Source organism: Streptomyces murinus, assembly GCF_002154555.1.
GTDB lineage: Bacteria > Actinomycetota > Actinomycetes > Streptomycetales > Streptomycetaceae > Streptomyces > Streptomyces murinus.
The window spans coordinates 1-10,965 of the sequence record NZ_MUNF01000430.1; the positions used below are offsets into that span (position 1 = coordinate 1).

The following is a 10,965-nucleotide window of genomic DNA, read 5'->3' on the forward strand; positions in this document are numbered from 1 at the left end:
GGTGCCTGCGGGGGCGCGGGGGTGGAGGCCATGGTCGATCAGATCCGGTAGCCGGAGCCGGGCACGGTGACGATCACGGGGGGCTCGCCGAGTTTGCGGCGCAGGGTCATGACCGTCACCCGGACCACGTTGGTGAACGGGTCGGTGTTCTCGTCCCAGGCCTTCTCCAGCAGCTGTTCCGCCGAGACGACCGCGCCCTCGCTGCGCATCAGCACCTCCAGGACCGCGAACTCCTTGGGCGCGAGCTGGACCTCCTTGCCGTCGCGGAAGACCTCACGGCGGTTGGGGTCCAGCTTGATGCCGGCGCGCTCCAGGACCGGCGGCAGAGGCATGCTGGTGCGGCGGCCGAGGGCGCGCACGCGGGCGATCAGCTCGCTGAACGCGAACGGCTTGGGGAGATAGTCGTCGGCACCGATCTCCAGGCCCTCGACACGGTCGCTGACGTCTCCGGAGGCGGTGAGCATCAGCACCCGGGTGGGCATGCCCAGCTCGACGATCCTGCGGCAGACGTCGTCGCCGTGCACGAGCGGGAGGTCGCGGTCGAGGACGACCACGTCGTAGTCGTTGACGCCGATGCGTTCCAACGCGGCCGCACCGTCGTACACGACGTCGACGGCCATGGCCTCCCGGCGCAGTCCGGTGGCCACCGCATCGGCGAGCAGCTGCTCGTCCTCGACGACGAGTACGCGCACGTCCCTTGTCCTTCCTGTGTCCACCCGCGTAGCGCTCCGGGGCGCCGGCGCGGGCAGGGGTGTTCGTGGAGTGTGACCTCCATCCTGCCCTTTTCGGCCATAAGTCGGCTGTAAGCGGGGTCCGGCCGCAGGATCGGGTGCCCCGGGCGGGAATACGAGAATTTCTGTACCGGTGAGGTTTCCCGGATCGGGAGCGGGGGGAGGACGGGTTTACACCCCGCGATCACGCTCTGCATGTGCCGCAGCACCATGCGGTACCTCGCGATCCGCTTGTGCAGGGCGGGCGCGGGTGTCCGGCACCGTAGCCGCGCCCGGCCCGGGCGCGCCGGGCACCTGCGGGAGACGTGATCGTCCTTTCCCACCCGGCACACCCCCGTGCCACCGACCCACCGACCCTGGACGAGGGGGCGCAGCATGGACGCTTTCACCGCAGGACTTCTCCAGCGCATAAAGACGACCGAGTCCGACCTGTCGCGGGCCCGCGACGAGGGCGACGACTTCCTCGTGGAGGTGGAGCAGGCAGAGCTGGACGACCTGCGCCGCCTCGCAGCCGAACACGGTGTGGAGGTCGGCGCGACCCGCGTCTGATCCACCCGAGCGCACCGGCGCGACACCGGCACGCGAAGGGACCCCGGCGAATCCAGCGCCGGGGTCCCTTCGCGTCGTCCGGGGGCGATCCCTCCGGGTCGTCGGGGGCGTCAGTCGTGCCAGGCCCCGAAGTCCTCCAGCAGCCCCTGGAGGGGCTCGAAGACGCCCGGGGTCCCCGCCAGCGTCAGCTCCCGTGAGGGGCCCTGTGCGGGCCGTCCACCGGTCAGGGCGCCCGCTTCCCGGGCGATGAGGTCCCCCGCGGCGTAGTCCCACGGGTTCAGCCCGCGCTCGTAGTAGCCGTCGAGCCGGCCGCAGGCCACGTCGCACAGGTCGATGGCCGCGGAGCCGCCCCGCCGGATGTCCCTGACCAGCGGGATGAGCCGGGCGGCCACCTCGGCCTGGTGGGCGCGCACCTCGGTGACGTAGTTGAAGCCGGTGGAGACCAGCGCCTGGTCCAGCGGGGGCGCGGGGCGGCAGGCGAGCGCCCGTTCGCCCTCCCACGCGCCGGTGATCCAGGCGCCGCCGCCGCGTACCGCGTGGTACGTCTCGCCGCGCATCGGGGCCGCGACGACCCCGGCGACGGTCTCGCCGTCCTGCTCGGCGGCGATGGACACCGCCCAGGTCGGCAGGCCGTAGAGGTAGTTCACAGTGCCGTCGAGCGGGTCGATCACCCAGCGCACTCCGCTGGTGCCGGCGGCGGAGGCGCCCTCCTCGCCGAGGAAGCCGTCGTCGGGGCGCTGTCCTGCGATCAGGTCGGTGATCAGTTTCTCGGCCGCGATGTCCATCTCGGTGACGACGTCGATCGGGCTTGACTTGGTCCGTGCCACGGCGAGATCGGCCGGGCGGCCGTCCCGCAGCAGCTCGCCGGCGCGGCGGGCGGCCTCCTGGGCCAGCCGCAGCAGGTCCCGGTGCAGGGCCTCGGTCACGGGTCTCCTCACGCGTAGGGGCTGTCGGCGCCCGCGGCGGCCGGGCGGGGCGCCCGGGACGGGCAGCAGCCGACGGGGCATACGTGGTGGCTCGCGCCCAGGGTGCCCAGGGCGCAGGGGGTGATGTCCTGGCCGCGTTCGGTGGCGGCGCGCTCCAGGATCAGTTCGCGCACGGCGGCCACGAACCGGGGGTCGGCGCCCACGGTGGCCGAGCGGCGCACCGGCAGGCCCAGTTCCCCGGCCTTCGCGGTGGCCTCGGTGTCGAGGTCGTACAGGACCTCCATGTGGTCGGAGACGAAGCCGATGGGGGCCATGACGACCGCGGGGACGCCGGCCGCGTGCCGTTCCTCCAGGTGGTCGCAGATGTCGGGCTCCAGCCACGGGATGTGCGGGGCGCCGGAGCGGGACTGGTAGACGAGGCGCCAGGGGTGGTCCACTCCGGTGCGCTCGCGGACGGCGTCGGCGATCAGCTGGGCCACGTCCAGGTGCTCCTCGACGTAGGCGCCGCCCTCGCCGTGGGCCGCCACGGGGCCGGAGGTGTCGGCGGCGGCCGTGGGGATGGAGTGGGTGCTGAAGGCGATGTGGGCGCCGTCGCGGACGTCCTCGGGGAGGTCGGCGAGAGAACGCAGCACGCCGTCGATCATCGGTTCGACGAAGCCGGGGTGGTTGAAGTAGTGCCGCAGCTTGTCGATCTTCGGCAGCTCCAGGCCCTCGGCCTCAAGGGCGGCCAGCGCGTCGGCGAGGTTCTCGCGGTACTGGCGGCAGCCCGAGTACGAGGCGTAGGCGCTGGTAGCCAGGACCAGGACGCGGCGGCGGCCGTCGGCGACCATCTCGCGCAGGGTGTCGGTCAGGTACGGCGCCCAGTTGCGGTTGCCCCAGTAGACCGGCAGGTCCAGGCCGTGCCCGGCGAAGTCCTCGCGCAGGGCCTTCAAAAGGGCGCGGTTCTGGCCGTTGATGGGGCTGACCCCGCCGAACTGGAAGTAGTGCTTCCCGACTTCCTTCAGGCGTTCCTTCGGGATGCCGCGCCCGTGCGTGACGTTCTCCAGGAAGGGGACCACGTCGTCGGGGCCTTCGGGGCCGCCGAAGGAGAGCAGGAGCAGGGCGTCGTAGGGAGTGGCATCGAGCGCGTCTGGCATGTCTCGATCCTGCCACCCGGTACCGACACCCCGGCAACCGCGGGGTGAAGAGTCGAGATCAAGTGGGTTTATACCGAAATTTCCCCAGCCGAAACCGAGTGCACTTAGGGTTCCCTAACTCGTAAGCTGTATCCACCGCATTCGCGCCTTACCGGAATCGCCTCGGAGACCACGTGCCCAGCCCCTACAGAGCCCTCTTCGACGTGCCCGGCACCAAGGCCTTCTCGGCCGCGGGGCTCCTCGGCCGGATGCCGCTGTCCATGATGGGCATCGGCGTGGTCACGATGATCTCCCAGCTCACCGGGCGTTACGGGCTCGCGGGCGCGCTGTCGGCCACCATCGCGCTGTCCGCCGCGGTGCTCGGACCGCAGGTCTCCCGGCTGGTGGACCGGCACGGACAGAGCCGGGTGCTGCGGCCCGCGACCCTGGTGGCCCTCGTCGCGGCCGCCGGGCTGCTGCTGGCCGCGCACTTCCGGGGGCCGGACTGGGTGCTGTTCGCCTGCGCCGCCGGGATCGGCGCGGTGCCGAGCCTGGGCGCGATGATCCGGGCCCGCTGGGCCGCCCTGTACCGGGGCACGCCCAAGTTGCACACCGCCTACTCGTTCGAGTCGGTCATGGACGAGATCTGCTTCGTCTTCGGGCCGATCGTCTCCATCGGCCTGTGCACGGTCTGGTTCCCGGAGGCGGGCCCGCTGCTCGCCGCCGTCTTCCTGGCGGCCGGGGTCTGCTGGCTGACCGCCCTGCGCGCCACCGAGCCCGCGCCGCACCCTCGCGAGCGGCACGGCGGGGGCGGCACCGCGCTGCGCTCGCCGGGGCTCCAGGTGCTGGTGGCGACCTTCGTCGCGACCGGCGCGATCTTCGGCTCGGTGGACGTCGTCACGGTCGCCTTCGCCGACGAACGCGGCCACAAGGGCGCCGCGAGCGTGGTGCTCGCCCTGTACGCGGCGGGCTCGTGCGCGGCGGGCGCGGTCTTCGGGCTGCTGCGCCTGGCCGGGGCGGCGGAGCGCCGCTGGCTGCTGGGCGTGGCCGCCATGGCCGTGAGTATGATCCCCCTCCTACTGGTCGGAAACCTGCCGCTTCTGGCCGTGGCGCTGTTCGTTGCGGGGCTGTCCATCGCACCGACGATGATCACGACGATGTCCCTGATCGAAGAGCACGTACCTCGCGCGCAGCTCACCGAGGGCATGACCTGGGTGAGCACCGGCCTCGCGGTCGGCGTGGCGCTCGGCTCCTCGCTGGCCGGTTCGGTGATCGACGCCGCCGGGGCGCGCGCCGGGTACGGGGTCCCGGTGCTCTCCGGGGCCGTCGCGGTCGTGGTCGGTTTCCTCGGGTACCGCCGGCTGCGCAGGCCGGCCGCGGGTCGGGGAGGAACCGTTGAGCAGCACAGCGAGCGGGAAGACGAGCGGCGCGAACAGCACATGGCGTAACTGGGGCGGGAACGTCGGGGCCCGGCCCGTCCGGCAGGTCGCTCCGGTCTCGGTGGAGGAGCTGGCCGAGGCGGTGCGCCGGGCGCGGGAGGACGGGCTGCCGGTGAAGGCCGTCGGCACCGGGCACTCCTTCACCTCGATCGCCGCCACCGACGGCGTATTGATACGCCCTCAACTATTGACGGGCATACGCAACATTGACCGGGACTCCATGACGGTCACGGTCGAGGCGGGCACCCCGCTCAAGCGACTCAACACAGTTCTGGCGCGCGAGGGTCTGTCGCTCACCAACATGGGCGACATCATGGAGCAGACGGTCTCCGGGGCCACCAGCACCGGCACCCATGGCACGGGCCGTGACTCCGCCTCCATCGCCGCGCAGATCAAGGGCCTCGAACTCGTCACGGCGGACGGCTCGGTGCTCAGCTGCTCCGCGACCGAGAACCCCGAGGTCTTCGCCGCCGCCCGCCTCGGGCTCGGCGCGCTCGGCATCGTCACCGCGCTCACCTTCGCCGTGGAACCGCTGTTCCTGCTGACCGCGCGCGAGGAGCCGATGCCCCTCGACCGGGTCCTCGCCGAGTTCGATCAACTCTGGGCGGAGAACGAGCACTTCGAGTTCTACTGGTTCCCGCACACCGGGAACACCAACACCAAGCGCAACAACCGCAGCGCGGGCCCCGAGCAGCCCGTCGGACAGCTGGCCGGGTGGTTCGAGGACGAGTTCCTCTCCAACGGCCTCTTCCAGGTGACCCAGTGGGTCGGCCGGGCCGCGCCCGCGAGCATCCCGGGGATCGCGAGGATCTCCAGCAGGGTGCTGTCCGCGCGGACGTACACCGACATCCCTTACAAGGTCTTCACCTCGCCGCGCCGGGTGCGCTTCGTGGAGATGGAGTACGCCGTTCCGCGCGTGGCCCTGGTGGAGACGCTGCGCGAGCTGAAGGCGATGGTCGAGCGCTCGGGGCTGCGCATCAGCTTCCCGGTGGAGGTGCGCACCGCCCCGGCCGACGACATCACCCTGTCCACCGCCTCGGGCCGCGACAGCGCCTACATCGCCGTCCATATGTACCGGGGCACGCCGTACCAGTCGTACTTCACCGCCGCCGAGCGGATCTTCACCGCGCACGAGGGGCGGCCGCACTGGGGGAAGGTGCACACCCGGGACGCGGAGTACCTCGCGCGGGTGTATCCGCGGTTCGCCGAGTTCACGGCGTTGCGGGACCGTCTTGACCCGGATCGCCTGTTCCGGAACGACTACTTGCGGAGGGTGCTGGGGTCGTAGGCGCCCCGGCGGAACCGCTCGGCGCGGGGGCCGGTGTGGCCCGGTCCCCGTCGGCCCGCCCGTTTGGCGAGGCGCTCGGGGAGGGCGTCGCGGAGTCCGTCGTACCGTCCTCGGAGCCGGAACCCGGGCCGGAGTCCGTGCCCGAGCCGGAGCCCGACCCCGTGTCCGGGGTGGCGCCGCCGTCCGACGAGGCGCCGCCACCCGAGGGGACATGCGAGGGAAGCTGACCGGGGTCATCCGTTCGGTGGACGGTGGATTTCCGGCCGCCGACCGCGTCGCCGACCGTCGTACCGGAGCCGCCGCTGAAACTGCTGCCGGACACCAGTTCGTACGTCGTGATGCCGCCCATGGTCACCCCGAACACGAGAGCGGCCGCGATCACCGGCCGCCGCCAGCTCTTGACCCGGGCGCGGTAGACGGTGCCCGCGGAGAACTCGCCCTCGGCGGGCGGACCCGGCACCAGGGATGCCTCGGCCGGCGGCTTGGTCACCCGCAACTGCTCCCCGGTGCGCCGGAAGAAGTGCTGGAAGAGGGTGCCGCCGCAGGTGGCGATCACGCTGACGACACCTGCGCCGAGGATCGTGCCGTACACGCCGAAGGAGGAGGCCAGCTTCGCCGCGATGACCGCCGCCAGGGCGCTGCCCGCCACCTGCGGGACGTTCAGGTCGATCCGCTTCCGCTCCGCATCGGGTGTTTCACGCATACCCGGAACTTGCCTGCCTTTCCCGTACTTGATCGACATCGAGGTACCGACTGCACGAGATAGGGACGTATGCGCGAAACCATTAGTTCCGTTTCTGGGGATTGCGTGAACTTCGCCACGTTCATGATCCACAAAACCGGTTGCGCACGGCTCGGACGCGCCCCTTGCCAGAAGTTGGGCGGCGCGCCAATCCACGTACATGGCCCGAATGGAGTACTGTTGCGAGCCCTGGGTCCGGCCTCCCACCAGGGTGTCCGCGGCCACCAAGGACCGCCGGGAGGGGGCTAGTTGCACAGGGTGACGGACTTTGTCACTTAGCGTGGCGAACTGGTAACCGTGCCATAACGGCGTTCCAGGGCCCGTGCCCGACACGCCGGGCAACTCGGCAAGGTTGTGGCAGGCTGCACCCGGGCAGGCCACACTCGACTAGCGGAAGCAGCGACGCACGTGACGTCGGCAGGCACCACCCGGGAGGTCCCCATGCCCGAACTGCGTGTCGTGGCCGTCTCGAATGACGGCACACGGCTGGTGCTGAAAGCTGCCGACGCAACGGAGTACACGCTTCCGATCGACGAGCGGCTGCGCGCCGCCGTGCGCGGCGACCGGCCACGCCTCGGCCAGATCGAGATCGAGGTCGAGAGCCATCTGCGGCCTCGTGACATCCAGGCGCGGATACGAGCCGGTGCCACGGCGGAAGAGGTCGCACAGCTCGCGGGCATCCCCGTCGACCGGGTGCGGCGCTTCGAGGGTCCGGTGCTGGCCGAACGCGCCTTCATGGCCGAGCGCGCCCGTAAGACCCCGGTCCGCCGCCCCGGTGAGAACTCGGGGCCGCTGCTCGGCGAGGCCGTCCAGGAACGGCTGTTGCTGCGCGGCGCCGAGAAGGACACCGTGCAGTGGGACTCCTGGCGCCGCGACGACGGCACCTGGGAGGTGCTGCTCGTCTACCGGGTCGCCGGTGAACCGCACTCGGCGAGCTGGACGTACGACCCGCCCCGGCGGCTGGTCCAGGCCGTGGACGACGAGGCGCGCTCGCTGATCGGCGAGTCCGACGATCTCGCCGTACCGGAGCCGAGCTTCCCGTTCGTCCCGCGCATCGCCCGGCTGCCGCGCGAGCGCTCGATGGACCGTGCCCTCGACCGGCAGACCGAGCGGGAGCGGCCGAGCCTGCCCGCGCAGTCGTCCGAGCCCGCCGAGGAGACCACCGGCGAACGGGACTCGCTGACCAGCCTGTTGGAGGCGGTGCCCTCCTTCCGCGGCGACATGGTGGTGCCCGAGCGCACCCCGGAGACCCCGGACGAGCCCGACGAGGAGGCCGCCGTGGAGGAGCCGCCGGCGCCCGCCGCCTCGGCCGGCTCGGCCTACGCGGACGTCCTCATGCCCCGCTCGGTCGGCAGCCACCGCGACCGGCTGACCGGCGCCACGGACCGCCAGGCCGAGGCCGACGGGGTCCGCCCCGGCCGCCGCGCCGCCGTCCCGAGCTGGGACGAGATCGTGTTCGGCACCCGGCGCAAGAAGCAGGAGTAGACCGTCGTACGACGCCAAGAGGGGCGGAACACCCAGGTGTTCCGCCCCTCTTGGCGCTGCCGTGGCCGCTACTGCGGGTCGGCGCCCACCGCCACCGGGCGGGAGGGGTCCGCGGACCACTCCGACCACGAACCGACGTACAGGGCCGCCGGGATGCCCGCCACCGCGAGCGCCAGCACCTCATGGGCGCCGGACACGCCCGAGCCGCAGTAGACGCCCACCGGCGCGTCCGAGGAGACGCCGAGGGCCTTGAAGCGGTCCTTCAGCTCGATGGCGGGCAGGAACCGGCCGTCGGGGCCCACGTTCTCCGTCGTCGGCGCCGAGACCGCGCCGGGGATGTGCCCGCCGACCCGGTCCACGGGCTCCACCTCGCCCCGGTACCGCTCCCCCGCGCGGGCGTCCAGCAGCACACCCGTACGGGCCAGTTCGGCGGCCCCGTCCGCGTCCAGCAGGCCCGCCGCGTCCGGCGCGGGCACGAAGTCACCCGCGTCCGGGACGGACACCCCGGTGGCCAACTCCCCCGTCCAGGACGGCAACCCGCCGTCGAGGACCCGCACGTCCGGGTGACCCGTCCAGCACAGCATCCACCACGCGCGGGCGGCGGCCCAGCCCTGCCCGCCGTCGTACACGACGACCGGACGGCTCGCCGACACGCCCGCGCGGCGCATGGCGGCGCCGAACTCCGCGAGGTCCGGCAGCGGATGGCGGCCGTGCCCGCCCGGGGCCCCGGCCAACTCCCGGTCCAGGTCGACGAAGACCGCGCCGGGGATGTGCCCGGCCGCGTGCTCGGCCCGGCCGTCGAAGGGCGGGGCGCCCGCCGCCTTCGCCAGGCTCAACTGCCAGCGCACGTCCAGCAGGACCGGCGGCGCCTCGCCGGCGAGCGCCTCGGCGAGTTCGGGTGCGGTGATGATGACTGTCATGGCGCCATGCATACGCCAGGGGTGGCCGCGGCGTCCAGGTGCCGCTACTCTGCTCGGCCGGGCAGGCTCGATCACGAACCGTAGGGGATCGGGCACATGCCGTACACCCGACCGGACAGCAGTCGGACATCAGTCGGACATCGTCAGGAAGCGGCGAAAGACGTCAGCCCAGGCATTCTTCCGGAAGACACCGCCGGACCGGCGGCGCGGCGACACGCCAGGGCCGCGCGACCGTGGAGGATGCGGACACACCCCTACGGGCGTACGCGCCGGCGGCGTGCACACACCTGCCGGAGGAGCGGAAGCGACACGGCCACCGCACAAGGCGGCCGGGGAGAGAGTGATCGATGACCGAGGCACGGGAGTCGGCCGGTCCGCAGGCGCTGCGCGCGCCCGGCACACCCTGCTGGGTGAGTCTGATGGCGCACCGGCTCACCGCCACCGAGGAGTTCTACGGGGAGCTGTTCGGCTGGGAGTTCCGGCCGGGCCCGCAGCAGCTCGGCCCGTATGTGCGGGCGTTGCTCGACGGGCGCGAGGTGGCCGGCATGGGCCAGCTGCCGCCGGAGAACCGGCTGCCGATCGCCTGGACGCCCTATCTCGCCTCGGACGACGTGGACCGCACGGCGGAGGCGGTACGGCTGTGCGGCGGCACGGTGGCGGTCGGCCCGCTGGACGCGGCCGAGGCGGGGCGGCTGGCCATCGCGGCGGATCCCTCGGGCGCGGTGTTCGGCATCTGGCAGGCGCCGGCGCATCTGGCCCCGGCGATCACCGGGGTGCCGGGCACGCCCGCGTGGAACGAGCTGATCACGTTTGAGACGGGGAGCGTCGCCAAGTTCTACGCGAGCGTGTTCGGTTATGAGACGGAGCCGGTGGTGTCCGCCGGGTTCGACTATGTGAGCCTGTGCGTCGACGGGCGCCCGGTGGCCGGGGTGCACGGTGTGGGCCATGGGCTGCCCCGGGACCGGGGGCCGTACTGGGCGACCTATTTCGAGGTGGCCGACACCGCGGAGACGCTGCGTCAGGTGACGGGGCTCGGCGGCCGGATCGTCCGCCCGGCCCATGACAGTCCGCACGGGCGGGTGGCCACGGTGGCGGACCCGGAGGGCGCGGTGTTCTCGGTGGTCCAGGATCCACGTTGACGGCTCAATGCCGGCCGCGGGCAACGGGCGTGCTCCCGGTGGGCTCAGGAGGACGAGACGGGCAGCACGTCCGGGGAGAGGGCCGCCGCGCGGGCCGTCGCGGCGGTCATCCGGCGCCGGTGGTGGCGACGGCACAGCACCTCGTAACCGACCTCGCCCGCCGCCTGGTTGACGTCTCCGACGACGACCTGGGCGCCCTCGACGACCATCTCGCCGCCGACCGTACGGGCGTTGTGCGTGGCGCGGGCGCCGCACCAGCACAGCGCCTCCACCTGGAGCACCTCGACGCGGTCGGCCAGCTCCACGAGCCGCTGGGAGCCGGGGAAGAGCTTGGAGCGGAAGTCGGTGGTGATGCCGAAGGCGAAGACGTCCACGCCGAGGTCGTCCACCACGCGGGCCAGCTGGTCGATCTGCACGGGCGCGAGGAACTGCGCCTCGTCCGCGATCACATAGTCGATCCGGCCGCCCTGCGAGAGGTGGTCCACGATGTACACATAGAGGTCCTGGGCGTCGGCGACCTCCACCGCGTCGGTGACCAGGCCGAGGCGCGAGGACAGCTTGCCCGCGCCCGCGCGGTCGTTACGGGTGAATATCATCCCGGCCAGACCGCGCGCGGAGCGGTTGTGCTCGA

The 10,965-nt window shown here is 72.3% G+C and carries 11 protein-coding genes; 5 read left to right on the top strand and 6 right to left on the bottom strand.

What is annotated here, in order from left to right; genetic code table 11:
• Nucleotides 1–38 precede the first annotated feature (38 nt).
• Complete coding sequence (locus CCN72_RS25100) at nt 39–692, bottom strand: response regulator transcription factor (protein WP_085566949.1); 654 nt, start codon at nt 690–692, stop codon at nt 39–41.
• Between the two features lie 414 nt (nt 693–1,106).
• Here CCN72_RS25100 and CCN72_RS39740 point away from each other — a divergent pair, with 414 nt between their 5' ends.
• Complete coding sequence (locus CCN72_RS39740) at nt 1,107–1,280, top strand: hypothetical protein (protein WP_164932606.1); 174 nt, start codon at nt 1,107–1,109, stop codon at nt 1,278–1,280.
• A gap of 110 nt (nt 1,281–1,390) precedes the next feature.
• Here the strand turns inward: CCN72_RS39740 and CCN72_RS25105 are convergent, their stop codons facing one another.
• Both CCN72_RS25105 and CCN72_RS25110 read right to left on the bottom strand, forming a co-directional pair.
• On the bottom strand, nt 1,391–2,206 hold the full coding sequence (locus CCN72_RS25105) for an inositol monophosphatase family protein (RefSeq protein ID WP_085566948.1): 816 nt from the start codon (nt 2,204–2,206) through the stop codon (nt 1,391–1,393).
• Between the two features lie 8 nt (nt 2,207–2,214).
• Complete coding sequence (locus CCN72_RS25110; RefSeq protein ID WP_086809839.1) at nt 2,215–3,342, bottom strand: ferrochelatase; 1,128 nt, start codon at nt 3,340–3,342, stop codon at nt 2,215–2,217.
• Nucleotides 3,343–3,515: 173 nt separating this feature from the next.
• Here CCN72_RS25110 and CCN72_RS25115 point away from each other — a divergent pair, with 173 nt between their 5' ends.
• Complete coding sequence (locus tag CCN72_RS25115) at nt 3,516–4,769, top strand: MFS transporter (RefSeq protein WP_086809841.1); 1,254 nt, start codon at nt 3,516–3,518, stop codon at nt 4,767–4,769.
• Nucleotides 4,717–6,048 carry a D-arabinono-1,4-lactone oxidase gene (locus tag CCN72_RS25120; protein WP_086809843.1) on the top strand — a complete coding sequence of 444 codons (1,332 nt, stop codon included), beginning with the start codon at nt 4,717–4,719 and terminating at the stop codon, nt 6,046–6,048. Before CCN72_RS25115 ends, CCN72_RS25120 begins: the two co-directional genes overlap by 53 nt.
• Here the strand turns inward: CCN72_RS25120 and CCN72_RS25125 are convergent.
• Nucleotides 5,972–6,751 carry a hypothetical protein gene (locus CCN72_RS25125; RefSeq protein ID WP_086809845.1) on the bottom strand — a complete coding sequence of 260 codons (780 nt, stop codon included), beginning with the start codon at nt 6,749–6,751 and terminating at the stop codon, nt 5,972–5,974. The genes CCN72_RS25120 and CCN72_RS25125 overlap by 77 nt on opposite strands.
• Nucleotides 6,752–7,231: 480 nt before the next feature.
• Here CCN72_RS25125 and sepH point away from each other — a divergent pair, with 480 nt between their 5' ends.
• Entirely contained in the window at nt 7,232–8,275 is a 1,044-nt protein-coding gene (gene sepH, locus CCN72_RS25130) for a septation protein SepH (RefSeq protein ID WP_086809847.1), read from the top strand.
• A 68-nt stretch (nt 8,276–8,343) separates the two neighbouring features.
• Here the strand turns inward: sepH and CCN72_RS25135 are convergent, their stop codons facing one another.
• Nucleotides 8,344–9,195: a sulfurtransferase gene (locus CCN72_RS25135; RefSeq protein WP_086809849.1), complete on the bottom strand. Its 852-nt coding sequence runs from the start codon at nt 9,193–9,195 to the stop codon at nt 8,344–8,346.
• A gap of 347 nt (nt 9,196–9,542) precedes the next feature.
• Here CCN72_RS25135 and CCN72_RS25140 point away from each other — a divergent pair, with 347 nt between their 5' ends.
• Nucleotides 9,543–10,334, top strand: coding sequence for a VOC family protein (locus CCN72_RS25140; RefSeq protein ID WP_086809851.1), 792 nt, complete (start codon nt 9,543–9,545; stop codon nt 10,332–10,334).
• 44 nt (nt 10,335–10,378) lie between these two features.
• Here CCN72_RS25140 and CCN72_RS25145 read toward each other — a convergent pair.
• A partial coding sequence (locus tag CCN72_RS25145) for a thymidine kinase (protein WP_086809854.1) occupies nt 10,379–10,965 on the bottom strand: 587 nt, incomplete at its 5' end.

Coding starts and splice junctions, on each gene's coding strand:
- sepH (WP_086809847.1), top strand. CDS start 7,232: ATGCCCGAACTGCGTGTCGTGGCCGTCTCGAATGACGGCACACGGCTG.
- CCN72_RS25110 (WP_086809839.1), bottom strand. CDS start 3,342: ATGCCAGACGCGCTCGATGCCACTCCCTACGACGCCCTGCTCCTGCTC.
- CCN72_RS25140 (WP_086809851.1), top strand. CDS start 9,543: ATGACCGAGGCACGGGAGTCGGCCGGTCCGCAGGCGCTGCGCGCGCCC.
- CCN72_RS39740 (WP_164932606.1), top strand. CDS start 1,107: ATGGACGCTTTCACCGCAGGACTTCTCCAGCGCATAAAGACGACCGAG.
- CCN72_RS25135 (WP_086809849.1), bottom strand. CDS start 9,195: ATGACAGTCATCATCACCGCACCCGAACTCGCCGAGGCGCTCGCCGGC.
- CCN72_RS25125 (WP_086809845.1), bottom strand. CDS start 6,751: ATGCGTGAAACACCCGATGCGGAGCGGAAGCGGATCGACCTGAACGTC.